21 protein-coding genes are annotated in these 25,523 nt (G+C 71.9%); 8 read left to right on the top strand and 13 right to left on the bottom strand.

Annotation, left to right across the window (positions count from 1 at the left end):
* Nucleotides 1-107: 107 nt before the first annotated feature.
* Together EDD29_RS37495 and EDD29_RS37490 are read right to left on the bottom strand one after the other, a co-directional pair.
* Nucleotides 108-320: a PspC domain-containing protein gene (locus tag EDD29_RS37495; RefSeq protein ID WP_123668936.1), complete on the bottom strand. Its 213-nt coding sequence runs from the start codon at nt 318-320 to the stop codon at nt 108-110.
* Between the two features lie 696 nt (nt 321-1,016).
* Nucleotides 1,017-1,664 (bottom strand): HAD family hydrolase, encoded by a 648-nt coding sequence (locus tag EDD29_RS37490; protein WP_123668935.1) that lies wholly within the window; start codon nt 1,662-1,664, stop codon nt 1,017-1,019.
* Nucleotides 1,665-1,747: 83 nt separating this feature from the next.
* Here EDD29_RS37490 and EDD29_RS37485 point away from each other — a divergent pair, with 83 nt between their 5' ends.
* Entirely contained in the window at nt 1,748-2,779 is a 1,032-nt protein-coding gene (locus tag EDD29_RS37485) for a phosphotransferase family protein (RefSeq protein ID WP_123668934.1), read from the top strand.
* A gap of 36 nt (nt 2,780-2,815) precedes the next feature.
* On the opposite strand, the gene EDD29_RS37480 is transcribed toward EDD29_RS37485, so the two are convergent.
* Complete coding sequence (locus EDD29_RS37480; protein ID WP_123668933.1) at nt 2,816-3,913, bottom strand: Rv3169 family protein; 1,098 nt, start codon at nt 3,911-3,913, stop codon at nt 2,816-2,818.
* Between the two features lie 161 nt (nt 3,914-4,074).
* On the opposite strand from EDD29_RS37480, the gene EDD29_RS37475 reads away from it, so the two are divergent.
* Nucleotides 4,075-5,673, top strand: coding sequence for a serine/threonine protein kinase (locus EDD29_RS37475; RefSeq protein WP_123668932.1), 1,599 nt, complete (start codon nt 4,075-4,077; stop codon nt 5,671-5,673).
* Between the two features lie 46 nt (nt 5,674-5,719).
* Here EDD29_RS37475 and EDD29_RS37470 read toward each other — a convergent pair whose 3' ends face one another.
* Genes EDD29_RS37470 through lysX form a run of 3 tightly spaced genes read right to left on the bottom strand, consistent with a single transcriptional unit; the run spans nt 5,720 to nt 11,112 of the window.
* Entirely contained in the window at nt 5,720-6,667 is a 948-nt protein-coding gene (locus EDD29_RS37470; RefSeq protein WP_123668931.1) for an LLM class F420-dependent oxidoreductase, read from the bottom strand.
* 17 nt (nt 6,668-6,684) lie between these two features.
* Nucleotides 6,685-7,452, bottom strand: coding sequence for an SDR family oxidoreductase (locus tag EDD29_RS37465; RefSeq protein WP_123668930.1), 768 nt, complete (start codon nt 7,450-7,452; stop codon nt 6,685-6,687).
* A 33-nt stretch (nt 7,453-7,485) separates the two neighbouring features.
* Nucleotides 7,486-11,112, bottom strand: coding sequence for a bifunctional lysylphosphatidylglycerol synthetase/lysine--tRNA ligase LysX (gene lysX, locus EDD29_RS37455; RefSeq protein ID WP_281280980.1), 3,627 nt, complete (start codon nt 11,110-11,112; stop codon nt 7,486-7,488).
* Between the two features lie 145 nt (nt 11,113-11,257).
* Here lysX and EDD29_RS37450 point away from each other — a divergent pair, with 145 nt between their 5' ends.
* From EDD29_RS37450 to EDD29_RS37440, 3 genes are read left to right on the top strand one after another with little or no spacing between them, the layout of a single operon-like run.
* A complete protein-coding gene (locus EDD29_RS37450) occupies nt 11,258-12,898 on the top strand; it encodes a serine/threonine-protein kinase (protein WP_246053200.1) in 1,641 nt (546 codons plus the stop codon).
* A 28-nt stretch (nt 12,899-12,926) separates the two neighbouring features.
* A complete protein-coding gene (locus tag EDD29_RS37445) occupies nt 12,927-14,540 on the top strand; it encodes a serine/threonine-protein kinase (protein ID WP_123668928.1) in 1,614 nt (537 codons plus the stop codon).
* A 45-nt stretch (nt 14,541-14,585) separates the two neighbouring features.
* Nucleotides 14,586-15,773 (top strand): serine/threonine-protein kinase, encoded by a 1,188-nt coding sequence (locus tag EDD29_RS37440; RefSeq protein ID WP_123668927.1) that lies wholly within the window; start codon nt 14,586-14,588, stop codon nt 15,771-15,773.
* Nucleotides 15,774-15,777: 4 nt separating this feature from the next.
* Here the strand turns inward: EDD29_RS37440 and EDD29_RS37435 are convergent, their stop codons facing one another.
* The 3 genes from EDD29_RS37435 to EDD29_RS37425 are packed head-to-tail and all read right to left on the bottom strand — an operon-like array spanning nt 15,778 to nt 17,697.
* Nucleotides 15,778-16,641 (bottom strand): hypothetical protein, encoded by an 864-nt coding sequence (locus EDD29_RS37435; protein WP_123668926.1) that lies wholly within the window; start codon nt 16,639-16,641, stop codon nt 15,778-15,780.
* 23 nt (nt 16,642-16,664) lie between these two features.
* Nucleotides 16,665-17,099 (bottom strand): DUF6114 domain-containing protein, encoded by a 435-nt coding sequence (locus tag EDD29_RS37430; RefSeq protein WP_211360131.1) that lies wholly within the window; start codon nt 17,097-17,099, stop codon nt 16,665-16,667.
* The gene (locus EDD29_RS37425; protein ID WP_123668925.1) at nt 17,086-17,697 is read right to left on the bottom strand and encodes a DUF6230 family protein; all 612 of its coding nucleotides are present in this window, start codon (nt 17,695-17,697) and stop codon (nt 17,086-17,088) included. The genes EDD29_RS37430 and EDD29_RS37425 overlap by 14 nt, the downstream gene beginning before the upstream one ends.
* A gap of 276 nt (nt 17,698-17,973) precedes the next feature.
* Between EDD29_RS37425 and EDD29_RS37420 the strand changes: the two genes are divergently transcribed.
* Together EDD29_RS37420 and EDD29_RS37415 are read left to right on the top strand one after the other, a co-directional pair.
* The gene (locus EDD29_RS37420; RefSeq protein ID WP_123668924.1) at nt 17,974-18,579 is read left to right on the top strand and encodes a TetR/AcrR family transcriptional regulator; all 606 of its coding nucleotides are present in this window, start codon (nt 17,974-17,976) and stop codon (nt 18,577-18,579) included.
* 163 nt (nt 18,580-18,742) lie between these two features.
* A complete protein-coding gene (locus EDD29_RS37415) occupies nt 18,743-19,954 on the top strand; it encodes a PucR family transcriptional regulator (protein ID WP_123668923.1) in 1,212 nt (403 codons plus the stop codon).
* A gap of 45 nt (nt 19,955-19,999) precedes the next feature.
* Here EDD29_RS37415 and nagA read toward each other — a convergent pair whose 3' ends face one another.
* The 4 genes from nagA to EDD29_RS37395 all read right to left on the bottom strand — a co-directional run bounded on the left by nagA (nt 20,000) and on the right by EDD29_RS37395 (nt 24,607).
* Complete coding sequence (gene nagA / locus EDD29_RS37410) at nt 20,000-21,118, bottom strand: N-acetylglucosamine-6-phosphate deacetylase (protein ID WP_123668922.1); 1,119 nt, start codon at nt 21,116-21,118, stop codon at nt 20,000-20,002.
* Nucleotides 21,115-21,699, bottom strand: a complete 585-nt coding sequence (locus tag EDD29_RS37405; protein ID WP_148086227.1) for a hypothetical protein — start codon at nt 21,697-21,699, stop codon at nt 21,115-21,117. The genes nagA and EDD29_RS37405 overlap by 4 nt, the downstream gene beginning before the upstream one ends.
* Before the next feature lie 140 nt (nt 21,700-21,839).
* Complete coding sequence (locus EDD29_RS37400; protein ID WP_123668920.1) at nt 21,840-22,439, bottom strand: hypothetical protein; 600 nt, start codon at nt 22,437-22,439, stop codon at nt 21,840-21,842.
* Between the two features lie 89 nt (nt 22,440-22,528).
* The gene (locus EDD29_RS37395) at nt 22,529-24,607 is read right to left on the bottom strand and encodes a beta-glucosidase family protein (protein WP_148086226.1); all 2,079 of its coding nucleotides are present in this window, start codon (nt 24,605-24,607) and stop codon (nt 22,529-22,531) included.
* Nucleotides 24,608-24,812: 205 nt separating this feature from the next.
* Between EDD29_RS37395 and EDD29_RS37390 the strand changes: the two genes are divergently transcribed.
* Nucleotides 24,813-25,490: a helix-turn-helix transcriptional regulator gene (locus EDD29_RS37390; protein WP_148086225.1), complete on the top strand. Its 678-nt coding sequence runs from the start codon at nt 24,813-24,815 to the stop codon at nt 25,488-25,490.
* Nucleotides 25,491-25,523 lie beyond the last annotated feature (33 nt).

The raw sequence follows: 25,523 nt of genomic DNA, 5'->3' as shown, positions 1-25,523 counted from the left end.
TCCAAGAGGCACGGGGCCGACCGGCACGGGGGCCGCGCGCACCTCGCGGTAGCGTACGGTGATGCAGTCGGTACCTTACGCATTTTCACGGGTTCGGGATGGCGGCTTCACCCCACCCGCGTCCGATGGCGCTGCTCGCTCGGGAGCATGATCCACAAGATCGCGTAGATCAGGAACTGCGGTCCGGGCAGGATGCAGGACAGCACCGCGAGCACCCGGACCAGCGCCACACTGATCCCGAACCGCCGCGCGATCCCCGCGCACACTCCGCCGATCCAGCGTCCTCCGTGGCCGCGATCCGGCCGGTAAAGCGTACTCATCTGGTTTCCTCCCCTTTGTCCGCCCGGCACGCTCTCACGGCCGGGCCGTCCCCTTCATTGCTCTCCACGCTAGACAGCCGCGCGCCGCCGCGAATCCCCTGTGCGGACCGTCCTGAACTCATCCCCCGGCATTAAGGGAGATCCCCTAGGGGCCGCCCGGATCCCGCGACCGCGGTACCACGAACCACACCTTTCCCCCACGCGACCCGACAGATCCACCCCGCTCCACGGTGCCCGAAAATGCCGCGCCGCGTACTCCTCCTGCGGTACCAGGGCACCGAACGCGAGCCCGGTGCCCGGGTGGGCGGCCCGAGGTTCCCGCGCGGGCGGCGCCCGTCGTCGGCCGGGCGGAGCCGGGCGCGTCGCGCGTGATTTCGCCCGGTCTCTCCGGGTGCGGATGCCGCGCGGTCGGGCGGAGCGGGGTGCGGGCTGTGTGAGGGCATGGGCTTCTCCCGGGCGGGTGCCGCGGGGCTGCCGCGGTGACGGGTCCGGCTCCGTCACTCGCAGGACGTGCTCGGCTCCCGTGCCGGGGAATCCCGTCCAATCGTCAACGATCTTCGACACGGCACGGCCGCCACCTGAGCGGGAAAGGGGTGCTGGGCGTCTCGCCCGAGCGCCGCTGGGCGCCTCGCGCTCGGGTGGGGGAGGGCGGGCGGCGTCGGGTGGCAGGTCGGCGCCGTGCCGGGCGGGGCGGTGTCAGGTGAGGAGAGAGACCAGGGTGTCCAGGTCGGGAAGGGCGTACGTGGGGGGGACGGGGAGGGGGGCGAGGGATTGGACGTGGGCCCAGGGGCCGCGTAGGAGGAAGGCGGTCTGGAGGCCGTGGGCGGCGGCGGGAACGACGTCGTTGTCGACGCGGTCGCCCACGTAGAGGATTTCGGAGGCGGGGAGGGACGCCTCCGCGCAGAGCCGGGTGAAGAACGCGGGGGAGGGCTTCTCCACACCCCATTCGGCGGACATCGCCGCGATGTCCGATTCCAGGCCGAGGGCGGCGAACCGGGCGGCGGCCTCGCGCGGCTGGTTGCCCGCGACGCCGACGAGGAGGCCCGCCCGGCGCAGGGCGGCGAGGCACCGGCGGGCGTCGGGGTACAGGTCCTCGGCGCCGAAGCCGTTCGGGACGCCCGCCGCGGCGCGCGCGGCCTCCTCGGCGGCGAGGTCGAAGCCGGGGCGGAAGTGCTCGAAGACGTTCATGTGGTTCTCGCCGCGGGCGATGACCCCGCCGAGGACGGCGTGGAAGGTGTGGCGGGGGACGCCGAGCCAGTCCGCCCAGGCGTCGTAGATCCGGCCCTCGTTGATGAGGGTCTCGCCGATGTCGAAGAAAACCGCCTTGATCTTCACTTCTCGCATTTTAGAGTGCCCCTTCCCAGGCGGGCCGGGAGGGTTTACCTTGCGGTGAAATGATGACCAAGCGCTAGTTAGGTGGTGTTCACGTGCCCGTCCCAGACCAGCGCGACCCGGAGCTGACGCGCGCCGTCCTGGAGGGCTGGCTGACCGGCCGGCTCCCCGACGCGCGGGTGGAGCGGCTGGAGACCCCGTCGACGAGCGGGTTCTCGGCCGAGACCCTGCTGTTCACCGCGGGCGGCGCGGACTACGTCGCCAAGGTCGCGCCGACGGGATACCAGATCTTCCCCGAGCCGCGCTTCGAGGAGCAGTACGAGGTCCTGCGGGAGCTCCGTTCCCGCGGGCTGCTCGTGCCCGAGGTGTTCTGGTACGAGCCCGACGCCTCGCTCCTGGGCGCCCCCTTCTTCGTCATGGCCGCCTACCCGGGACGGGCGCCGTCCGACATGCCCACCTACCACCAGGAAGGGTGGGTCACCGAGATCGGCCCGGACGAGCGGGGCGCCCTGTGGGACGCGGGGCTCCGCGCGATGGCGTCGATCCACCACCAGGACGTGAAGGGCCTGGAGTACGTGGACCAGACGAAGTACGGGCCTACGGGGTGGGTCCAGCGCGTCGCCTATTGGGAGCACTATCTGAGCTGGGGCTACTCCGGGAAGGTGCCCGTCGCGGACAGGGCGCTGGAGTGGCTGAGGGCGAACGCCCCCGTAGAGGAGAGGCCGCCGGGGCTGCTGTGGGGCGACTCCAGGATCGGGAACCTCCTGTTCGTCGAAGGCGAGGTCACGGCCATCCTGGACTGGGAGATGGTCACCCTCGGCCAGCCGGAAGAGGACCTGTCCTGGTACCTGTACCTCGATCGGCACCACAAGGAGGCCGTCGGATCCGAAGGGCTGCCGGGCTTTCCCACCCGCGAGGAGACGATCGCCCGCTACGCCGGCCTCCTGGGCCGCGACCTGGACGACCTCCGCCCCTACGACGTGCTCTCCGGGCTCAAATTCGCCGCGGTCATGGCCCGGATAGGCCAGCTCTTCATTCACTACGGCCTCGTGGGCCCGGACGACCCCTTCCCCTACGACAACACCGCCACCCGCGTCCTGGAGAACGTGCTGGACGAGTTGTCCTGAGGAGGATCGCCCCGCCGTGAGGCGGGGCGATCCGTGTTACGCCACGCCGAACCAGTCGGCGAAGCCCGTGGGGTCGTGGCGGCCCATGGCGGCGTGTTCGAAGAGGCCCCAGCCTTCGGCGCCGTCGCAGGTGGCGCGGGCGACGTGGTCGATGACGCCGAACATGAAGCGGCCCGCGATGTCGGGGGACGTGACGTCGTAGGTGGCCCGTTCGACGAAGTCGGGGCCTTTCCACATGCCGTGGGACCAGTCGGGGTCGCCGCCGTATCCGGCGCCGACGTGGATGGGGACGGCGAGGAGGGACTCGACCTCCAAGACGACGGGTTCACCGGTAGGGGCGGTGCAGGTGATGGTCGCGCCGGTGGGGGTGCGGGTTCCGGGCGCGTACCGGACCTGGACGCGTGGCCACCCGAGCTGCTCCACCCGGCCGTCCTTCCAGACCCGTGTGCAGTCGTTGAGGGTGCGGAAGCCGTCGGGCTGCTCCTGCATGATCAGGACGATCGCGTAGTCGTCGAACCGCATGGGGACGTAGGTCCACCACATGCCTTCGAAGGGCGGATCGGCGGGCCGTCCCGGCGGCTCCGCCTCCCCGACGGGACGGATGCCCCACGACCGGTCACGGGTGCCGACCCACCTGTCGGGCGTCACCGCGATCTCCGCACCGTCGACGGTCACCGTGCCGCTCCAGGTCCCGACCTGGGCGAAGCGCTGGGCGTCGAGGGTGACCCGGCCGCCGGTGCGCATGAGGTGCGGCTGCTCCTGGACGACGTCGAAGGACCCTTCCCAGGTGAGGTCCACGGCGATGCCCTCGGTCTCCTCCAGGACGACGCGGAGCCTCTTCAGCGGTTCGAGCACCTCGATCCGGTAGGGCCCGACCCGCTGGTTCAGCCGGTCCCCGTCGATGGCGTCGCCGAGGCGCACGACGGTCTGGGCGCTCCCGCGCCGCACGAGTACGAAGGCGTCCTTGGTGCCGAGGTTGGGGTAGTAGCCGGCGCCGGTGATGACGAAGACGTCGCCGGTCCGGTCGTGGGCGTTGAAGTAGCAGCGGTCGTAGAAGTTGCGGTCGCTGGTGGCGGCCCAGGCCATGGGCAGGGGGGCCTGGTGGATGGGGTACTCGTCCAGGGGACCGATCATCGGGGCGGGCCTTTCCTCGTCGAGGACCTCGCGCGTTCGGGGGCGCGCGAAGACGCAGGACCACTATCCCGACCGACCCATAAGTAGAACAAGTTCTAAATTCATCGGCTTTCCCGGCGGCGCTCCCGCCGAACCGGTGGGCCGCGTGGTCATGGAATGTCATGATCTGGGCCATGGTGCTGCCCGAGCGGATCGGTCCGTATCGCCCCTTGGAGCGCCTCGGTGCCGGTGGGATGGGAGAGGTGTTCCTGTGCCGCGACGTCGACGGGCGGGTGCTGGCCGTCAAGGTGCTGCGGCCGGAGCTCGCCGACCGGGCCGACGTGCGGGCGAGGCTCGGCCGCGAGGCGGCGACGATGCGCCGCGTGACGAGCCCGTACGTGGCCGAGCTCGTCGCGGCGGAAGGCGACGGTGAGACGGTCTACCTCGCGACCCGGTACGTCCAGGGGAGGACGCTGGGGGCCTTCGTGGCCGATCGGGGACCGCTGCGCGGGGAGGAGCTGCGGACGCTCGCGCTCGGCCTCGCCGAGGCCCTCGCCGCGATCCACGCGGCGGGTTGCGTGCACCGCGACCTGAAGCCGGAGAACGTGGTCATGGCCGAGGGGCGGCCCGTCGTCATCGACTTCGGGATCGCGCACGCCCTCGACGCCACCCGGTTCACGACGACGGGCAGGGCCGCGGGCACGCTCGCCTACATGGCCCCCGAACTCCTCGCCGACGGCCGGGTCGGGACGCCCGCCGACGTCTTCGCCTGGGGCGCGACCGTCGCCTTCGCCGCGACGGGCCGGCGCGCGTACTGGTCGCACCTGGCCCCCGGCGCGATCCGGAAGATCCTGCACGAGTCCGAAGGGATGCCGCCCGAGGTGCGGGAGGCCGTCGGCGCGGCCCTTGGGCACGGCCCGGACGGGCGCCCTTCGGCACCCACCCTGCTGACGCTGCTGACGGCCCCGCTCAGCGACCTGCCTCCCGTGTCGTTGCCGGAGCCCGGTCCTGCGGGCGGGTCTGGAGCCTTCGTGCGTCCGTCGGCTTCGCCGGTTCCGCCGGTTCTGCCGGAGCGGCGGCCCTCTGTCCGCCGCCGCCAGGAGGCCGGGGCGCAGGCGTACCGGTGGGGGGCCGTGGTCGTCGCGGTCGCGGTCGCGGTCGCGGGGCTGCTCTCCTGGGTGATCCCCGGGGGCCCCGAACAGGGCGCGGGGTCCGGTCCGTCCTCGCCCGCGGCGGTGGCCACCTCTCCGGATCCGACCGCGTCGCCGAGTGCCGCGGCGGACGGAGACGGAGTCTGGGAGGAGCTCCCGCGCGGGGCCTGCGACCACGTGGCCGAGGCCACCTTCCTCGAGTACGTCCCCAAGGGAAGCCGAGAGGAGTTCGGCGGAACAAGGGCGGGGTCGTGCTCCTACGGATCGGCCGACGACGTTTTCTACCTCAGACTGGAAGTGCGCGTTGCGAGCGTCGTGGGTGACGTGGACCCCATCGGAGCGGCGCGGTGGTCCTATGAACAGGAATTCCAGAACGACGGCGACGGCCGGCAGGGCCGGACGTTGCTACTGGAGAACCGCAACGGCCTCGGAGATGCCGCCTACCATCGCGTCTTCGTCGACGAAGGACTCGGCAAGACGGTGACGTGCAGGGTGGTCACGAGGGTCCACAACGTCATACTCACGACCTCCTACCTCCGGCCCTACGCCAAAGAACCCGAGGACGAGGAGAGCGCCTGCCTCGACGGCGCCGTGGCCGTCGTCAGCGAAGCCGTGAAGGTGTATGCGTGAAGGCGGCCGCGCCCGGCCCCGGTGAGGGGCCGGGCGCGGGGGCGGGTCAGGCGTTGGGCGCCAGGGCCCGGACGGCGTCGAAGCCGTTGAGCTGGGAGTTGGGGAGGAGCATCAGGATGGGAGTGGTGAGACCGTTGGCGACGTAGGCCTCGATGCGGGCCCGGCACTCGGCCGGGGAGCCGTGGATGACGAGGTCGTCGACGACCTCGTCGGGGATGGCCTTGAGCGCGCCCTGGCGGTCGCCGGCGGCCCACGTGTCGAACATCGGGCCGAGCGCGTCGCCGCGGCCGAGCCACTCGTGGAAGGCGCGGTAGACGGGCACGTTCAGGTACGAGGTGATCATCCAGCGGCCCAGGCGGCGGGCCTCCTCGGCGTCCGAGGTCGGGACGACGAACAGCCGGGCGAGGAGTTCCTTGTCGGGGTGGAACGCCGCGCGGACGGTGCGCACGTCGTCGGCCGAGAGCCAGTTGGTGATGGCGGCGTCGGCCTCGCGGGCGGCGAGGCGCAGCATGCCGGGGCGCAGCGCGGCGAGCGCGATCCGCGGCGCGACCTCGGGGGCCGACTCCAGCTTGAAGCCCTTCACGCCGAGCGCCTCGTCGGTCACCTTCTCCCCGGCGAGCGCGCGGCGCAGGAAGCGCAGCGTGTCGCGGACGCGGGCGAACGGCTCGGTGAACGGGATGCCGTTCCAGCGCTCCACGATGGTGTCGCTCGAGGTGCCGATGCCGAGGATGAAGCGGCCGGGAGCCAGGTCGGCGAGGGTGGCGGCCTGCTGGGCGAGCAGGGCGGGGCCGCGGGTGTAGACCGGCACGATCGCCGGGCCGAGCCGCAGGCCCGGCGCCCACTGGGACGCCAGGGCGAGCGGGGTGAAGCCGTCGTTGCCGTTGGTCTCGGCCGACCAGACGTCGGTGTAGCCGAGGCCGGGCAGTTCCTCCACGAGCGTCCGGTGATCGGCGAGCTTGACGCCGGGCAGCGGAATGGTCAGTCCCCAGTTCATGCGAGCCTCCTCGAGGGTCAGGCGATCGCCGGGCGGATCACCGAGCCGCCGTCGACGACCATGGTCTGGCCGGTCATCCAGGACGAGCATTCTCCGGCGAGGAACACCGCGGCGCCCGCGATGTCCTCGGGCACGCCGAGGCGGCCGAGCGGAAGGGCCTTGGCGATGGAGTCCTCGTTGCCTTCCCACAGGCCCGAGGCGAGCTTGGTCTTCACCAGGCCGGGCGCGATCGCGTTGACCCGGACCTTGGGCGCGAGCTCCACCGCGAACTGCCGGGTGAGGTGGATGACCGCGGCCTTGGTGGCGTTGTAGTAACCGATGTTGTGCTCGGTCACCATGCCGCCGATGCTGGCGATGTTGATCACCGTGCCGCCGTGGCGCTCCATCGCGGCCTTCCAGGCGAGCTGGGTCCACAGCACGACCCCGTACTGGTTGATCTCGACGGTCTTGGCCGCCTGGCCCGCGTCGATCTCCACCAGGGGCCCGAAGTGGGGGCTGACCCCGGCGTTGTTCACCAGGACGTCGAGGCCGCCGAACGCGGTGATCGCCGCGTCGATCGCGGCCGAGGCCGCCGCCGCGTCGCCGACGTGCGCGGCCTTGGCGAGGACGCCCGCGCCGGGGTGCGCGGCCTTGATCTCCGCGGCCACCTCGTCCAGCGACTCCTGCCTGCGCGAGGTGAGCACCACGTTGGCGCCCTCCTCGGCCAGGGCGAAGGCGATCGCCTTGCCTATGCCGCGCGACGCACCCGTGATCAGTGCCGTCTTGCCTTCGAGTCCCGTCCGCATGTCGCCCTCCCGAATGTCGTTCCGGCGCGCACTCTATCCACTAAGTGACTCGTGGGTTAGTTTGCCCCCATGACAGAGACCGCCGACCGCTCCCAGACCCCGGCGCTGCGGCTGAGCGCGCTGCTCGCCGTGGCGGGGGCGCTGCACTTCATCGCGCCCAGGCAGTTCGACGCCATCATCCCCAAGGGCCTGCCCGGCACACCGCGCTCGTGGACGCACCTGAGCGGGATCGCGGAACTCGCGGTGGCCGCCGCGGTGGCCGTCCCGAGCACCCGCAGGCTCGGCGGGCTCGCCGCCGCCGGGCTGTTCGCCGCGGTGTTCCCCGCGAACGTGCGGATGGCGCGCGACTGGAAGGACAAGCCGCTGCCTCTGCGCCTCATCGCGCAGGCGAGGCTGCCACTCCAGATCCCCCTCCTGATCTGGGCGCTGTGGGTGGCCCGCAAAGCCGACGCCTAAGAGCGGTTCACGCCCGCGGCCCGGAAGCGGGAAGGCGACGACGTCGCGGATGGGACGGCCGGTGAGCGTCATGATCAGCCGGTCCATCCCGAGGCCGAGGCCGCCCGCCGGGGGCATGCCGTACTCGAGGGCGCGCAGGAAGTCCTCGTCCAGGTCCATCGCCTCCGGGTCGCCGCCCGCGGCCAGCAAGGACTGCTCGGTGAGGCGGACGCGCTGGAGCACCGGGTCGATCAGCTCGGAGAACGCGGTGCCCACCTCCAGGCCGCCCACGATGAGGTCCCACTTCTCTGCGAGGCGCGGATCCCGGGCGTGCGGCCTGGCCAGCGGCACCGTCTCGGCGGGGAAGTCGCGCACGAAGGTGGGCCCGGTGAGGGCGCCCTCCACAAGGTGCTCGAACAACGCCACGACGAGGCGGCCCGCGCTCCAGTCGGGGTCGGCGGCGAGGCCGTGCGCCGCGGCGTGGCCGAGGAGGTCGGCGGCCGGGGTGCCCGGGTCGATCTCGGCGCCGAGCGCCGTGGAGACCGCGCCGTGCACGGTCACGGTCCGCCAGGGCTCGGCGAGGTCGCAGGAGAGGCCGGGACGGTCCAGCACGCTCGTGCCGAGCGCGGCCCGCGCCGCCTCGACGACCAGGTGCCGGACGAGGTCGGCCATCGTGTCGTAGGTCCCGCCGGGCTCGTAGGCCTCCAGCATCGTGAACTCGGGGCTGTGCCGCGCGGACAGGCCCTCGTTGCGGAAGCTGCGGCCCAGTTCGAAGACCGGGCCCGCGCCCCCGGCCAGCAGCCGCTTCAGGTACAGCTCCGGCGCGATCCGCAGATAGAGCGGCAGGTCATGGGCGCCCAGACGGGTGCGGAACGGACGGGCGGCGGCGCCGCCGTGGACGCGGTGCAGCATGGGCGTCTCGACTTCGAGGAAGCCCCGGGCGCGCAGCGCGTCACGGACCGCGCCGACGGCCGCCGCGCGCAGCCGCAGGAGGCCGACGTCCGTGACGGGTCCGCGCCGCCCCGCCTTCACCGAGCGGCCCGCCGGGCGCAGGCACTTGGCCAGCAGCGTCCACGAGGCGGCCGACACGGTCAGCTCGCCGGTGTCCGAGCAGATCACCTCGCCCCGGAGCCCGACGCGGTCCCCGACGTCGATGAGGGCCTTCCAGGCGGCATACGACGGCAGTGCGGCGGTGAGGAGGACCTGGACGTCCCCGGTCTCGTCGCGGAGGACGGCGAAGCACAGCCCGCCGTGCCGGCGCAGCCGGGTGATCCGGCCCGCGACCTCCGCGACGGCCCCCGTGCGCGTCCCCGGTTCCAGCCCGTCGAAGAGCTCGCGCAGGGCGTGCGCCGTGTGAGAACGCCCATAGGTCCGTGCGTAGGGCTCGATGCCCAGCGCGCGCGCTTCGGCGAGCTTGCCGTGCCTGGCCTCCTCCTCGTCCGACAGCCTGCGCGAAGGAGCGCGCGCGGCCTCCGCGGCCTCCTCCACCTCGTCGATGGCGGCGAGCAGCTCGGGCGACGCGGCGGCGACGGCCAGGGGAGGCTTGCGCAAGGTGGGCACGAACCCTTCGGCCCGCGCGGCGGCGAGTCCTATCCGGACGGCGTCGCGCGACGTGACGAAGCACAGATACCGGGGCACCCACTCGGGCCGGTACTTGGCGTTGGACTGGTAGAGCGATTCCAGCTGCCAGAAGCGCGACGCGAAGGACATCACCCAGTACCCCAGCCGTAGGACGGGTCCGGCACCGAGCTCCCCGCCCTGCTCGAAGACCGAGCGCAGGACGGCGAAGTTGAGCGAGATCCGCCGGACGCCCAGGGAGGGCGCCTCGGCCGCGAGGGTCGCCACCATGAGCTCGGTCAGCCCGTTGTCGGCGGTCCTGTCCCGGCGCATGAGGTCGAGGGAGAGGCCGGCCCGGCCCCACGGGACGAAGCTGAGCAGGCCCCTGCGCGTCCCGTCGCGGTCGAACGCCTCGACCATGACGCACCTGCCGTCGGCGCGGTCGCCGAGGCGGCCCAGGGCCATGGAGAAGCCGCGCTCGGTCGCCCCGTCGCGCCAGCGGTCGGCGTCGGCGACGAGCCCCGCCATCTCGCCGGGGTCGATCCCGGCGTGCCGCCGGACGCGCACGGTGTAGCCCGCGCGCCGCGTCCGCCGGACCGCCTGGCGCACCTGCCGCATGGCGTGGCCGGTCAGCCGGAACGCCGCGGGGTCGAGGACCGCCTCGTCGCCGAGGAGCAGGGCGCGCAGGCCGTGCCGGGCATAGGCGCCCGCGCCGCGCCTGCCCGCGCTGAGGACGCCGGGGATCCAGGCGTGCGCGCGGCACATGGCGAGCCAGGCCGCGATGGCGGAGTCCCAGTGGTCGGGGTCGCCGAGCGGGTCGCCGCTGGCGAGACAGACCGCGCCCTCCACCCGGTAGGAGACCGCGGCTTTGCCCTGGGGCGCCGCGCACACGTCCTTGTCCCGCCGGAGGGCGAAGTACCCCAGGGAGTCCTCTTCGCCGTACTCCGCGAGCAGTCTTCGGGCGGTCAGCTCTTCCTCGAAGGTGAGAATGGCCTCTCCGTGGGCGGGCTTGAACAGTGCCCAGACGGTGAGGACAAGGAGGCCTCCGCCGAGGACGCCCAGGACCCCGTCCACCCACGAGGGCACCTGCACGCCGACAGGGTGCCCGGTGACGGCGGCGCCGAAGGTGGACTGGGAGACGGCGTAGACGACATGGGTCCACCACCCGCCTACGGGGTCGGTGTCCGTGGCGGCGACCAGAAGGCCGCCCACGACGACGCCGACGACGAGGAACCCGGTGAAGACGCGCAGGGCAAGGCGTCTGTTGGCCCGGTCAGGGAGGGTGTCGAAGGTGTCGCGGGAGGCGAGGAGCCCGGCGAAGACCAGTCCGGTGGCCGCGGCGAGGAGGGCGTTGCCGGTCCGTCCGGTGGGGTCGAGGGCGGCGATCACCGACAGCAGGAAGACGGCGCCGAACAGGACGCACACGATCCGCCACGCGGCCTTCTTGCGTCTGCGGATGCCGTAGGACAGGAGCACGAGGGCCAGGCCATAGGGGAGACTGGGAGCCCAGCCGAGAAGTACCAGCCAGCGCAGCGCCCAGATGCCCAGAAGGTCCTGGATGAGATCCGATGAGATCCACGCGATTATGGACAGAAAACCAGACAGCCGGACATACCAGAACACTATGCTTGGCGCGACAGTCCGCCAGTGATCCAGTGCGTTCCGCATCTTTCCCCCGACAGGGAGCCGTACCCAATCCGTCCGTGACATCGCACGAACATCCGCCGTCTTCCGGCCGTCTAACGCAACCAGAGCGTGTTCCTCGCCGGGACGCCGCCAAAATGCACCTTCGAACCTGGATATGGTCGCTTCTATGCCGAACGAGACCCCGAGTGACCGGATGCTGGCACGTCGATACCGGTTGCACACCCAGGTCGGCAGGGGCGGCATGGGCACGGTCTGGCAGGCTTTCGACGAGGTGCTCGGCCGGGACGTCGCGGTCAAGGAGGTCATCCTTCCGCACGGCCTGACGGACGAGGAGCGCGATCTCCAGCACCGGCGGACCTTCCGCGAGGCACGGACCGCCGCCCGCCTCGCCCATCCGGGCGTCGTCACCGTCTACGACGTGGTCGAGGAGGACGGCAGGCCCTGGATCGTCATGGAGCTGATCAAGGCCGACTCGCTCGACCGGGTGATCAAGGGCCAGGGCACCCTCGACTTCCGGCGGGCCGCCAAGATCGGCGGCCAGATGATCAGCGCGCTGCACGCCGCGCACGAGGCGGGCGTCCTGCACCGGGACGTCAAGCCCTCCAACGTGCTGCTGGCCGCGGGCGACCGCGCGGTCCTCACCGACTTCGGCATCGCCACCTCCACCGGCGACGCCACCCTCACCGCCACCGGCCTCGTCATGGGCTCGCCCGCGTACATCGCCCCCGAGCGCGCGCGCGGCAAGGTCGCCGGTCCGGCCTCGGATCTCTGGTCCCTCGGCATCACGCTCTACGCCATGGTCGAAGGCAGGTCGCCGTATGAGCGGCCGGAGCCGATGGCGTCCCTCATCGCGATCATCACCGACGAGGTGCCCGCGTCAGAGAAGTCGGGGCCGCTCAGGCAGGTCATCGAGGGCCTGCTGGACAAGGATCCCGAGACCCGGCTGACCACGCACGAGGCGGGCCGGATGCTCGACGAGATCGCCCGCGACGGCAAGATCAGCGGCGAGTACGCGCGGCCCGTCGCGCTGCGCTCCGAGCCCGCCGCCGATCCCGCGCCGACCACCGCCGAGCGCGTCCCGGCCACCGGTCTCGGCATGCTCGGCGACCCCACCACCGCCTCCCGGTCGTCCGGCAACCGCATGACCGGGCTGATCGTCGGGGCGATCGTGCTGGTCACCGTGATGATCGTCGGCGGCATCGCGCTCGCGAACAGCTTCAACGGCGACGAGGAGGGGGCCAAGCCGCCCGTCTCGACCGCCACGGAGACCCCCTCGGCGACGCCGAGTGACACCCGGACGCCCACACAGCAGCCCAGCCAGACTCCGTCGGCCACCGCGAGCGCCCAGACGCCTCCGACCGGATTCCGGCTGTACCAGGACCCGACCGGCTACTCCATGTTCGTCCCGGACGACTTCGGCGCGCCGGACAGGCAGAGCCTCGAGGCCCACTTCTTCGACGGCGCCGGCGGCGTACGCGTCCAGATCGGGCAGACGTCCGACCCGGGCGACAGCGCGATCGAGGACTGGAACGACAATGAGCCGAACCACAGCGGCTTCAATGGCTACCAGCTGCTGGGCATCGAGCCGACCGGAGACGGCCTGCCCGTTCCCAGCGCCGACGGCGTCGCCTCGGCCGACTGGGAGTTCACCTTCACCGGCAACGCGGGCGGCCCGATGCGCGCGCTGAACAGGGGCTTCATCATGGGCGACATGGGCTACGCCATCCTCGTGATGGCCCCGGCCGACACCTGGGACCAGACGATGAAGAAGCTCGAGCCGCTGTACGCGAGCTTCAAGGGCAAATGAGACGCCAGCCGACGATGGGGACCGCCGGATGACACAGGGCGAGGGAAGGCTGCTGGGGGCGCGGTACCGCCTGGATTCGGTGCTGGGCCGCGGCGGCATGGGCACGGTGTGGCTGGCCAAGGATGAGGTGCTCGGCCGCGAGGTCGCGGTGAAGGAGGTCATCGCCCCGCGCGGCCTCGAGGACCACGCCCGCGAGGTGCTCTACAAGCGGATGCTGCGGGAGGCGCGCGCCGCGGCGCGGCTGAGCCACCCGGGCATCGTCGTCGTCCACGACGTCGTGGAAGAGAACGGGGTGCCCTGGATCGTCATGGAGTACGTGCGGGCGCGCACCCTCCAGGACTCGCTGGACTCCAGCGGACCGCTCCCGGTCGACCGGGTCGCCGAGATCGGCGAGCAGGTGCTGGGCGCGCTGCGGGCCGCGCACGCCGCGGGCATCCTGCACCGCGACGTCAAGCCGGCGAACGTCATGCTCGCCGACGACCGGGTGATCCTCACCGACTTCGGGGTGGCGCAGCTCGAGGGTGACGCGGCCCTGACCCAGACGGGCATCGTCATGGGTTCGCCCGCGTACCTGTCGCCCGAGCGCGCCCAAGGGCTCAAGCCGGGTCCGGCGTCCGACCTCTGGGCGCTGGGGATGCTGATGTACGCCGCGTGCGAGGGCACCCCGCCGTTCGAGCGGCCGGAGGTGCTGTCGACCCTTGCGGCGGTGATGATGGAGCCGCTTCCCGAGCCGTCCCGCGCGGGGCCGCTCGTCCGGGTCATCACGGGGCTGCTGGACAAGGATCCCGAGGCGCGGCTGGACGCCGCGACGGCCGCCGAGATGCTGCACCGCGCGCACGCCGAGGCCAGGGCGGTCCCGGTGACCCCGGCGCCCAGGTTCGTGCCCGAGTCGCAGCGCAGCGGCGACACCTATGAGTCGCTGTTCAGGCCGATCGCCCCCGCGGTCGTCACCATGCCGGACCCCGGGAGGGCCGCCCGTCCGGCGCCTCCGCCGCCCGCCCCGCCGTCGGTGCCGACCCCTCGGAACGCCGAGACCCGGCCCGCGTACGGCGAGCAGTCTTCTTACGCGGAGCGGCCCGCGGCGCCGTCCCCGCCGACGGCCGGGCCGCGCCCCGCCGGGGGCCGGACCTCATGGCGGGTCCACCTCGCGCTGGCCGTCGCCGCGGTGATGCTCGTCGCGGGAGTCGGCTACGCGTTCCGGGACCAGATCCTCGGGACGGAGCAGACCCAGGAGGCGCTCGGGTACACCCTCACGCTCCCCGAGGGCTGGCGGCAGGCCCATCTGGACTCCAAGCTGAAGTACGCGACCTGGGAGGACCCGAAGACCGGCGCCTACGTGCAGCTCGACCTGCGGGACTGGTCCGACGGCGACGCGGGCGTGACGCCGAGTGACTCCTTCAAGGGCTACGGCGCGAAGTTCGAGGACTACGAGCAGACGGGCCTGCGGACCTTCTCGCTCGGCGGTACCGCCATGGCGGAGCTGCGGCACAGGTTCAGCAAGGGCGGCAAGTGGATGCGCGCGATCAACCGCAGGTTCATCTCGAACGACCGGCACGTTGCGCTGTTCGTCGTCTTCCCCGGCAAGACCTGGGGAAAGAACAAGACCACCGCCCAGAATATTCTGGATTCGTGTGCTTCGTGAGATGGTGGTGAGCCTGTTCTCCAGAGCCCGGGGGAGAGGCACGTTATGGAACAGGGTCCGGGGCGGCTGCTCGGCGGCCGGTACCGACTGCTGAGCGAGATCGGCCGTGGCGGCATGGGCGCGGTGTGGCGCGCCACCGACACCATGCTCGACCGCGACATCGCGGTCAAGGAGGTCACCTTCGGCCCCGGGCTCAGCCAGCGTGAGAAGGACGTGCTCAAGCAGCGCACCCTCCGCGAGGCCAAGGCCTCGGCCCGCCTCAACCACCCGAACGTGGTCACCGTGCACGACGTGGTGGAGGAGGAGGGGCGGCCCTGGATCGTCATGGAGCTGGTGCCCGCGCCCTCGCTCCAGGACATCCTCGACGCCGAGCGGACGATCGAGCCGCACCGGGCGGCCGAGATCGGCCTCCAGGTCCTCGATGCGCTGCGCGCCGCGCACGCCCGCGGCATCCTGCACCGCGACGTGAAGCCGTCGAACATCCTCATCACCGACGGCAGCCCCGCGCGGGTCGTGCTCACCGACTTCGGCATCGCGCAGATGGAGGGCGACGTCACCCTCACCCAGACGGGCCTGGTCATGGGGTCGCCCGCTTACATCCCGCCGGAGCGGGTGCAAGGCGAGCGGGCCACCGCGGCCTCCGATCTGTGGTCGCTGGGCGCGACGCTCTTCGCCGCGGTAGAGGGGTACGCGCCTTACGAGCGCCCGGACGCGATGGCGGCCTTGTCGGCGGCGCTCTCCGAGCCGGTGCCGCGGCCGCGCAACGCCGGCCGCCTGACCCGCGTCCTGGAGGGGCTGCTGGTCCGCGAGCCCGCCGCGCGGATGACCGGCGACCAGGCGATGCCGCTGCTGACGGACGTGTCGACGTCCCGGCCCAATCCGATGCCCACCCAGTACGACGAGACCGTCCTCGACCGGCCGCGCGACAAGGACGTGGCGCTGGAGACGGTGCTCGACCCGGCGGTGCGGCCGCTGCGGATCCCGCCCGCGCGGAGGGAGGCCGAGCCGGAGGCGCGGACCCTGCTGGAGCCGCACGGCTGGTCGCTGGAGCAGCAGCACATCCCGCCGCCGCAGCCGCCGCCGCCTTACGGCTACGTGCAGCAGCCCTACCAGACTCCGCCGCCCGCCCCGCTGCTCTCCGGCGACTCCGGAACGCGCCACACCATCGTCATCGCGGTGTCGCTCGTGGTCGTGGTGATCGCGATCGCCGTGGCGGTCGTCCTGCTGCGCTGACGCGTCAGCGCTGGTCGAGGCCGGACACGGTCGCCTTCGCCGCGGTGACCGCGGTTCCGGTGACGGTGACGTCGGTGAACATCATCACCGGGAGGACGAGCGGGGGCGGCGCGTCCGGCGTCAGGGTCATCGGCAGCAGGCCGAACGCCTTGCCGGTGATGCTGGCGGCGTACATGACGACGGAGCCGGAGAACCCGAACTCGGCGGCGCCTAGGGTCAGGCCGCCCGCGGTCTGGCGCAGCCCGGTGAGCTTCGCGGTGCTCATCGAGAACTTCAGCAGCCGCGCCGACCCGGTGGACGTCGGGAGGGTGACGACGCCGTCGTAGGTGAGCCCGGTCTGGGTGAGGACGTCGGCGGTCAGCGTGACGTCCTCGGTGTAGGTGGTGAACGGATCGGCCGGCGCGGCCTTCGTGTCGGCCGCGGGGACGGTGCAGTCCGCCGCCTTCCACGCCTTGTAGAAGGCGGCGGCCTGCTCCTGGGTGACGGTGGCGGCGTCCTTCGGGACCTCCGGACACGCGTCCTTCGCCTCGGTGTCTTTCGCGACGTCCGTCTCCGCGGCCTTGGCCTGCTCCCCGGCTCCGGCGCCTTCGCTCGGGGAGGCGGCGGCCTCGGTCGTCTCCTCGGTGGGCGACTCTTCGACGGACGGCGAAACGGACGCTTCGCCGGAAGGCGAAGGGGACGTCTCGGAGGAGGGCGACGGAGACGGAGCCGGGGAGGGCTCCGTCTCCGCCGTGGGAGCGGCCGCGGGGGAGGCGGCCGTCGTCCCGGGCGTCGCCGTCTGCGGCGTCTCCTCCGCGAAGGCGGGGGCGGCGCACAGCGCGGCGAGAAGCGACGGGAGCAGGGTCAGGGCCAGGGGCTTGGCGCGCACGGGGAGGTTCCTAAGGACGTCGGTCAGGAGACGAGGCCGGGGGCGATCTCGTCACGGGCGCGCTCGGCGCCGCCGTCGACGGCACCGTCACGGCCGGGCGCCCAGGCGAAGATCATGCCCGCGCCGACGACGCCCAGCAGCAGGCCGAGGAGGAACCCGCCGAGGTTGGAGGTGGGGAAGGACGCCAGCGCGGCGAGCATCGCGATGATCCCGTAGAAGTGCCGCTGGACCGGGTGGACCCAGGCCAGCACGCCGCCGGTGATGAGCAGGGCCCCGGCCAGCCAGGACGCGACGCCCGGCATGCCCTGGTGGATGCTCAGCGCCAGGGGCGCGAAGGGGATCGAGATGAGTTCGAGGCCCGCCAGGACGGCGAACACGCCACCCCAGAAGGGACGTGTCCGCCGCCACTGCCGGAATCCGGCGAGCGTCCTCGGGAGGGGAGCGCTACTTGCAGACATCGCCGCTTCCAACGAAGCGGAGGTTCAGGTTCGGGAGGTTGAAGGTGCCCGCGGTGGTCGCCCAGGCGGTCTGCTTCAGGTCGGTGATCTTCACCGTGTCGGCCTGCTGGCCGAACATGCCCGCGCCCTCCTTGGGGTCGGCGTGGATGTCGCCCGCGGCGTCCAGGGTGCTGGCGTCGCGGCCGATCTCCATGTCGCCGAACTCCGCGTCGCCGGTCAGGGTCGAGATGTCCAGGACGAGGTCGGTGGCGGTGACCGGGGTGCCGCCGTCGCCCGCGGTGAGGCGCAGCGCGAACGGGCCGAGCGAGACCGACTGGCACATGTTCTTGATCGTCGCCTTGCGGATGCCGGAGACCGCGACGGGGGTGGTGCTCTTGCCGGCGGGGGTCACGGTGCCGCCGTACTGAACGAAGCCCTCGCCCGTCAGTTCGTCGGCGGTGACCGTGAAGTTGCTGCCGGAGATCGCGAACGACGACGCGAGCGCGCCGGAGGCCGTCGCGAAGCCGAACGCGCCAACGACGAGGCCCGCCGGGACCATCATCAGGCCGAACCGCTTCCAGTTGACCCGGCCGGTCGCGGTGGATGCCGCATGCTTCATGTGGGGGTTCCCCAAACTCGGGATTAAAGGGGTGATTCCTGACACCCTTGGTCAGGCGTCCGTCAAGCTACTCCCAAGTACTTACTTTCGGCAAGTCATGAGATCGACCCCCATGCCTGTTGATCAGCGTAAATACCCAGCGGCGTCACCTGGCCGCCCGATATGGTCTAGACCAATCAGCCGCGCGCATGGTCACGTCCGGACAACAGTCAGGGCCGGGGGTGACGGGATGGTGCCGGTACGCGAAGATGTTCTTGGAAAAGTGGAGGTGCCACCTTGGCCGGCGACGTACGGATCACCGTCACGCGCACTCTGAGCAAGGACCAGCAGGCTCGGCGCGCCCGGCTGATCCAGGCCGCCCATGAGCTGGCGAGCGAGGGCGGCTACCCCGCGGTGACGATGCACGACGTGGCCGACCGCGCGGGCGTCGCCAGGGCGACGGTCTACCGGTACTTCTCCTCCAAGGACCATCTGCTCACCGAGGTCGCCGCCGACTGGGCCCGGGTCATCGAGGACATCGCCGGGGCCGCCGTCGGCGATCCGGTCGAGCGGCTGAGCGGGCTGCTCGAGGCGCTGGTGGGGATCGCCGCGGACAACCTCCCGCTGACCTCGGCGATCGTTCAGGCCGCGACCTCCGGGGACTCGGGCGTCGATGACGCGCGCAACGAGCTGTTCCGCTACGTCCGCGACAGGTTCGGTGGCGCCATCGACCCGGACCACACGATCGACGAGGTCGCGGGCGTGCCCGTCGAGGACGTCGAGGTGGTGATCGGGCACCTGGTGCTGTCGGCCCTCATCGGGCTGACCACCCTGGCCAGGCCGCGCGACGAGGTGAGCTCCATGGTCCGCACCGCGGCGATGCTGATCATGGGAGGCCGCTGACCGGCGCCCGTCCCGCGACCCCGTCGACTCCCGGCTTTGTCACCTGACTGACAAACTGTTCGGTGGTTTTGTCCGTGATGGTGGTGCGCAGCTGCGTACGCCCCGGTAACTTGCGATCCGCAACAGAACGGAAAAACAGGCGACACCCCCGGGAGGTGAGGCCATGTCCATCACGCTGGACGGCACGTCGCACAGGGCGTTCCCGCAGCTTCCCGGCGACTGGGACGCGTTCTTCGCCCCGTTCATCGGCGGGGTCGCCGATCAGATGATCGAGGAGATCAAGGCGGGCGTCCCGGAGTTCGCCCGGATGGAACCCGCCTACGTCACCAACATCCGGACCGCCGTCGAGGGCGCGCTCCAGCATTTCGTCCAGCTCATCACCGACCCCGACGCCTCGCTCGACAAGCTCACCGAGGTCTTCCGCTACATCGGCTGGGGCGAGGCGCGGGTCGGCCGCAGCCTCGACGACCTCCAGATCGCCATGCGGATCGGCGCCCGGGTCGCGCTGCGCCGGATCACCCTGGAGTCCGAGCGGTACGACCTGCCGCGCTCGTCGCTCGGCGATCTGGCCGAGGCGATCCTGCTCTTCCTCGACGAACTCGCCTCGGCCGCGTCGGCGGGCTACCACACCGCGAGCGAGCAGGTCGCCGGCGAGCAGTCCCGGCGCAGGCGGCGGCTGCTGGACATGCTGCTGTCGGACCAGACGCCCTCGCCCTCGGCGATCGCCGACGCGGCCCGCGACGCCGGATGGCGGCCGCCCAGGTCCGTCGCGGCGGTGGCGCTGCGCGAGCGGCGCACCGAGGAGTACCTCCAGCCCGCGCTGCCGCCGGACGTCCTCATGGACCTCAACCGGCACGAGCCGTGCCTGATCGTGCCCGACCCCGACGGCCCGGGCCGCAGGCAGGCCCTGGAGACGGCGCTGCGCGACTGGTCGGCGGCGATCGGCCCGACGGTCGAGCTCACCGAACTCGGCAACTCGCTGCGCTGGGCGCGCGAGGTGCTGGCGCTGGCGCACCGCGGCGTGGTGCCCGACGACGGCCTCATCCGCTGCGTCGACCACCTGCCGAGCCTCGTCGTCTTCAAGGACGAGGACCTCGTCTGGACGGTCGCCCGCGCGCGCCTGGCGCCGCTGCTCGACATCCGCGCCCGGCACCGCGACAGGCTGGCCCGCACCCTGCTGGCCTGCCTCCAGAACGGGTTCAACGCCACCGAGGTCGCCGCGCGCCTCCACGTCCACCCGCAGACCGTCAGGTACCGCCTGCACCAGCTCGAGGAGCTGTTCGGCGACCAGCTCTACGACCCCGAGGCGCGGATGGCCTTCGAGATGTCGCTCCGCGTCTGGCTGACCCTGCACGCCGAAGGCCGCGAGGCCTAGGCACGGGTTTCGGGCCCCGCCCGGCTGAGGCCGGGCGGGCGCCCGTCAGTCGGCTTCGGGGACCTCGACGACCCGCAGGTCGGCGTCCAGGATGACGAGGTCGGCGCGCCTGCCGGGGACGAGCGCGCCCCGATCGGCGAGGCCGAGCGCCTGGGCGGGGACCGCCGAGGCGTAGCGCGACGCGGTCTCGATGGGGATGCCGACGTCCTGGACGGCCCTGCGCAGGGCCGCGTCCATCGTCAGGGTGCTGCCGGCCAGGGAGCCGTTCTCGACGAGCCGGGCGGTGCCGTCCTCGACCCGCACCCGCATCGCGCCGAGCAGGTACTCGCCGTTGCCCATCCCGGTCGCGTCGATGGCGTCGGTGATGAGGGCGAGGCGGCCGGGCGCGATCCGGTCGATCATCCGGACGATCGCCGGGTCGAGATGGATGCCGTCGTTGATGATCTCGAGGACCACCCCGGCGGACTCGGCGGCGGCCACGACCGCGCCGGGCTCGCGGTGGTGCAGCCCCCGCATCCCGTTGAAGGCGTGCGTGACCAGCGACGCGCCCGCGGCGAAGGCGGCCTTGGCCTGCGCGTAGGTGGCGTCGGTGTGCCCGACCGCGGCGACGACGCCGCGGGAGACCAGCTCGCGGACGAGGTCGATGCCGTCCTCGCCGGTCTCCTCGTTCACCAGTTCCGGCGCGACGGTGACCTGCCTGACCGTGCCGCGCCCGGCGTCCAGGAGCAGCCGCAGGTCGGCGAGGCTCGGCGGGCGCAGCGCCGCGGGGTTCTGCGCGCCGCAGCGCGAGTGCGCGAGGAACGGGCCCTCGAAGTGGCAGCCCGCGACCAGGCCCTCCTCGGTGAGGTCGGCGATCCAGCCCGCGGCCTCGGCGAGGTCGGGCAGGGGCGCGGTGACGAGGCTGACGAGCGTCGTGGTCGTGCCGTGCGCCCGGTGGAAGGCGACCGCCTCGCGGATCGCGGCCTCGGACGTCATGGCCGAGTGCCCGCCGCCGCCGTGCACGTGCAGGTCGACGAAGCCGGGCAGCAGCCACGCCCCGGCGAGGTCCCGGCCCCGCCGGTCGCCGGTGCCGACCCCGGTGATGCGGCCGTGTTCGGCCTCCAGCCAGCCGCGGCCGATGACCCCGGTGGGCGTGACGATCCTTGCGTTGGTGTAGACGGTCATGGCACCCGGGTGAAGAAGCGGTCGACGGTGATCTTGCGTCCGTCGAAGGAGAAACCGGACTTGAGAGTGAGGGACTTGCCCTTGCAGGTGAACGACGACTTGATCGGCGCGATGCTCTCCTGGCCGCCACCGCGGTAGGTGGTGCGCAGCTTCCAGCTCCGCTCGGGGCCCAGGTTCGCGACCTGGCTCCGCCCGATGGCGCCGCCCTCGGCGGTCTTGGGCTTGAGCCGGACGCTTCCCGACGCGGATCCCTTGACGGTCGCGTCGAACGAGAGCAGCTTGGTGTACTTCGTCCAGGCGGACCAGTGGATGCCTTCGACCTCGCCGGTCGTGGTCTCCTTGGCCGACTTGTTGAAGTCGTAGCGCACGGACGTCCGGGCGATGGTCAGCTTCACGCCCGCGCCGCCGTGCACCTCGGTGTAGGAGTCGTCGGCGATGACCGTGCCGGACATGCCCGTCTGCTTCCAGGTGCCGATGACGCACCCCTTCGGCGCGGCGGAGGCGGCCGACGCCGGGGCGACGACGCAGAGGCCGATGACGGCGGCGGCGAGCGCCGCGCGCGGTGCGAACACTGAGACCACGGGGACCACTGTGACTCCTCGCTCGGGAACAGGCGCCCAACCTATAGCGGACGCGACGGGCACGACAGCCGAACCGGATGAACGCCGCGTGAGCGCCTCCCTGCCGGGAAGCACCCCAACGGGCCGCACGTCCGGACGGCTCAGGAGATTCGGGTGAAGACGCGTTTGACCGTCGTCTTCTCGGCGCCGTAGGTGATCGTCGAGTTCAGCGTCAGCTTCTTGCCGGCGCAGGTGAACGACGCTTTGGCCGGGGAGACCGACTCCGAGCCTCCGTCGCGGATGTTCTCGGCGAGGCGCCAGGTCAGCGGGTCGCCCGCGGTCGGGCTGGTGATCTTCGACGTCCCGGTGGCGCCGCCCTTGACGGATTTGGGCTTGGCCGTCATGGTGCCGGCCTTGGCGCCCTTGACCGTCGCGGTGAAGGTCAGCTTGCCCTTGTACTGTGTCCAGCCCTTCCACTTCGTGCCGGACGCGGTGATCGCGGCGTTCTCCCGCGCGGAGCCGGTGAAGTCATAGGCGAGCGACTTCCGCTTGACGGTCAGCTTGACGCCCTTGGCACCGCTGGTCTTCGCGCGGTAGTTCACGCCGACGGTGTCGGACGAGTAGGTGGTCTGCTTCCACTTGCCGAGCACACAGGCAGCGGGCGCGGCAGTGGCGGGCGCGGCGGTGCCGGTGAGCACACCCGCGCCGAGGACGGCGGCGAGCGCTGCGGCCCGCGCCTTCCGGTTTCCGATGACGAACAAGACGCCCTCCAACCTTCGAAGCTGCCCCAACCTACCGATCACGCCCTTTCCACCGACACCCGGTCGCCGGAAAGAGACCCGGCCGGAGGTCAGCGGCACAGCGGGGCGGCCAAGGGCAGGGCCCGGCTGGACGCTCCGACTTCGAGGGTGAAGCAGCCGTGCGGAACCTTCCAGCCGCCCTTCCAGACGGAGAGGGCGCGCTTGTCGAGGGTGAAGGTGACGCGGCGGGCCTGGCCCGGCTTCAGCTCGAGCCTGGTGAAGCCCTTGAGCTGCCGCGGCGGCTCGCCCGCGGTCCGCGGGAAGGTGAGGTAGAGCTGCGGGACCGCGGTGCCCGCGCGGGCCCCGGTGTTGGTGACGGTCACCTGGACCCGGTCGCCCTTCACCTTGATGCCGCTGTACTTGAACGTCGTGTACGTCAGGCCGTGACCGAAGGGATAAGCGACGGGCGTCTTGCGCGCGTTGACGCGGCGGTAGCCGACCTGGAGCCCTTCGGTGTACCGGACGGTCCCGCCCTTGGCGGCCTTGACGTCCTTGACGGGGAACGTGACGGGAAGCCGTCCGCCGGGCTCGGCGTCGCCGTACAGGACGCGGGCGACCGCGCTCCCGCCGCGCTCGCCCGGGTACCAGGCCTCGACGACGGCCGCGGCCCGTCCGCGCCAGGGGGTGAGCACCGGGCCGCCGGTCTGGAGGAGCACGACGGTGTCGGGGTTGGCCGCGGTGACGGCGCGCACGAGCGCGTCCTGGTTCTCCCGGTCGGGGGCGCCGCACGTCAGCTTGAGGCACTTGAGGTCCGCGGCCTCCTCGCGCTGGTCGGCGACGACGACCACGGCGACCTTGGCGGCGCGTGCCGTCGCGGCGGCCTGGCCGAGGTCGGACCCGTCGGCGTAAGTGACGGGCCCGCCTGCGCGCGCTTGGAGGCCCGCAAGGACCGTGACGGGGTCGCGCGGGGTGACCTGGGAGGAGCCGATACCGCTGATGTACTCCCCGGCGGCCGAGCCGATGACGGCGAGGCTCGCGCCTTGCGCCAGTGGCAGGACGCCGTCGTTCTTCAGCAGGGTGATGCCGTCCTCGGCGATCGACCGCGCGGTCAGGTCGTGCGCCCCGACGTCGATGGTCTGCGGCTGGTCGGGGTAGGCCGCGCGGTCGAAGACGCCGTACGCGAAGAGGGTGCGCAGGTAGTTCCGCACCCGCGCGTCGATCTGCCCGGCGGTGATCTTCTTGTCGCGCAGGGCGTCGGTCAGCCTGTCCTTGCTGTAGACGAGCCCGATGGGCATCTCCACGTCCATGCCGCCCTGCACGGAGGCGACGGTGTTCTTCGCGCCGACGAGCCAGTCGGAGGCCACGAAGCCCTGGAAGCCCCAGTTCCCGCGCAGCACCTTGCCGAGGAAGGTCCCGTTCGCGCAGGACGCCTTGCCGTTGACCTTGTTGTAGCCGCACATGACGGCCGCGGCGTCGGCGGCGCGGACCGCCTTCTCGAACGGGGGCAGGTAGATCTCGCGCAGCGCGCGGGTGCCGACGACCGCGTTCATCGTGTAGCGGTCGGTCTCCTGGTTGTTGGCGGGGTAGTGCTTCACCATCGCCATGACGCCGCGCCCCTGGGCCGCCGTGATCCAGGAGGCGCCGAGTTCGGCGGTGAGGTAGGGGTCCTCGCCGTATGCCTCGTAGGAGCGGCCCGCGTTGGGGAGCCGCATGATGTCCAGGGCGGGGCCGAGAATGATGTCGTTGCCTTTGCGCCTGCCCTCGTCGCCGACGACCCGGCCGTAGCGGGCGGCGTCGCTTCGGGAGAAAGACGCGCCGAGGGCGATGGGGGCGGGCATCGCGGTGCCTTCGCCCTGTCTGATCCCGGCGGGGCCGCCCCCGGCCATGCGGACGGTCGGCACGCCGAGCCTGGCGATGCCCTGGACGGTCCCCTCATGCGCGTTCGCGTTGTTCTGGGTCTGCAGCGGGCCGAGTGCGTCGTCGCCCGCCATCATCCCGATCTTCTCCTCCAGTGTCATCGCCTTGAGAAGGAGGCGGGCGCGCTTGTCGGGCTTCAGGTCCCGGTCGCACCAGGGCCGCGCGGAGATGCCGCCGCACGGCCCCGGCGCGGCGGCCGACGAGCCGGAGACCGCCACGAGCGGCACTCCGAGCAGGGCGATAAATGCCACGACGGCGCTTCGCGAAATCACAAGCGGTCATTATGTCCAGCTCATTACCGACGGTGGAACCGGCATTTCATAACGAGTCAGGCATTTTCCCGAGTGACCCGGACTGACTTGGATTGTTACCGGGGGGATCGCAGGCACTTGGGGGACGATGGGTGCCGGACCGGTGACTTTCGGTGAACGAGACGAGCCGGGTGGGCTCAGTGGACAAGGACGTTCGGTGGGGGACATGTCATCTGTCGCGGTCGGGGTCCGGGTGGTGGAGCGCAATCCCGTGCTGGAGCTGGGGGTGGCCGCCCTGCTCCGCGGGGCCGCCGGGATCGAGCTGGTCGCCGACCGTGCCGCCCGGCCCGTCCGGGAGGGCGGCGGCGAGGAGAAGGGGGACGGGGAAGAGGAAGAGGGGGAGGCCGCGGTCGTGGTGGTGGGGCTCGAAGGGCCGCGCGGCCTCGCCGAGGTGGAGCGCCTCGCCGCCGTGCACAAGGTCGTGGTGCTCGCCCCGGAGGAGAGTCCGGCGCTGCTGGTCAGGGCGCTGCGCGCGGGCGCTCACGCGGTGCTGGCGCATGGGCACTTCGGTGCGGCGGAGCTGGCCGAGGCGGTCGCGGCGGCCGCGCAGTCCCGCGGCTACCTGTCGCCGCCGGTGGCGACCGCCCTGGTCGACTGGCTGCACGGAGGGTCACCGGAGGCGCCGGGGCGGACCCGCGGATTCGGCCACAGCCTGACGCCGCGCGAAGCGGAGGTCATGGAATTGATCGCCCGCGGCTGGTCGAACCGCCGCATAGCCAGCGAGCTTTACATATCCGAGAAAACGGTGAAGAACCACGTCCACCAGATCTACCGCCGTCTGAAGGCCGACGACCGCGAGCACGCCGTCGCCCGATGGCGGGTCCTAGGACCGGCCCGTTCATGAAACGGGACCCGATTCTCCCCCACGGCATGTGCC

Source organism: Actinocorallia herbida (genome assembly GCF_003751225.1).
GTDB classification, from domain to species: Bacteria; Actinomycetota; Actinomycetes; order Streptosporangiales; family Streptosporangiaceae; genus Actinocorallia; species Actinocorallia herbida.
Note: the sequence above shows the minus strand (reverse complement) of the source record. Positions and strands in the feature narration are given on the sequence as shown.

Bases quoted from the DNA above. Each gene is read 5' to 3' on its own strand.
- EDD29_RS37495 (WP_123668936.1), bottom strand. From the start codon at position 320: ATGAGTACGCTTTACCGGCCGGATCGCGGCCACGGAGGACGCTGGATC.
- EDD29_RS37490 (WP_123668935.1), bottom strand. From the start codon at position 1,664: ATGCGAGAAGTGAAGATCAAGGCGGTTTTCTTCGACATCGGCGAGACC.
- EDD29_RS37480 (WP_123668933.1), bottom strand. From the start codon at position 3,913: ATGATCGGTCCCCTGGACGAGTACCCCATCCACCAGGCCCCCCTGCCC.
- EDD29_RS37475 (WP_123668932.1), top strand. From the start codon at position 4,075: ATGATCTGGGCCATGGTGCTGCCCGAGCGGATCGGTCCGTATCGCCCC.
- EDD29_RS37470 (WP_123668931.1), bottom strand. From the start codon at position 6,667: ATGAACTGGGGACTGACCATTCCGCTGCCCGGCGTCAAGCTCGCCGAT.
- EDD29_RS37465 (WP_123668930.1), bottom strand. From the start codon at position 7,452: ATGCGGACGGGACTCGAAGGCAAGACGGCACTGATCACGGGTGCGTCG.
- lysX (WP_281280980.1), bottom strand. From the start codon at position 11,112: ATGCGGAACGCACTGGATCACTGGCGGACTGTCGCGCCAAGCATAGTG.
- EDD29_RS37450 (WP_246053200.1), top strand. From the start codon at position 11,258: ATGCCGAACGAGACCCCGAGTGACCGGATGCTGGCACGTCGATACCGG.
- EDD29_RS37445 (WP_123668928.1), top strand. From the start codon at position 12,927: ATGACACAGGGCGAGGGAAGGCTGCTGGGGGCGCGGTACCGCCTGGAT.
- EDD29_RS37440 (WP_123668927.1), top strand. From the start codon at position 14,586: ATGGAACAGGGTCCGGGGCGGCTGCTCGGCGGCCGGTACCGACTGCTG.
- EDD29_RS37430 (WP_211360131.1), bottom strand. From the start codon at position 17,099: ATGTCTGCAAGTAGCGCTCCCCTCCCGAGGACGCTCGCCGGATTCCGG.
- EDD29_RS37425 (WP_123668925.1), bottom strand. From the start codon at position 17,697: ATGAAGCATGCGGCATCCACCGCGACCGGCCGGGTCAACTGGAAGCGG.
- EDD29_RS37415 (WP_123668923.1), top strand. From the start codon at position 18,743: ATGTCCATCACGCTGGACGGCACGTCGCACAGGGCGTTCCCGCAGCTT.
- nagA (WP_123668922.1), bottom strand. From the start codon at position 21,118: ATGACCGTCTACACCAACGCAAGGATCGTCACGCCCACCGGGGTCATC.
- EDD29_RS37390 (WP_148086225.1), top strand. From the start codon at position 24,813: ATGTCATCTGTCGCGGTCGGGGTCCGGGTGGTGGAGCGCAATCCCGTG.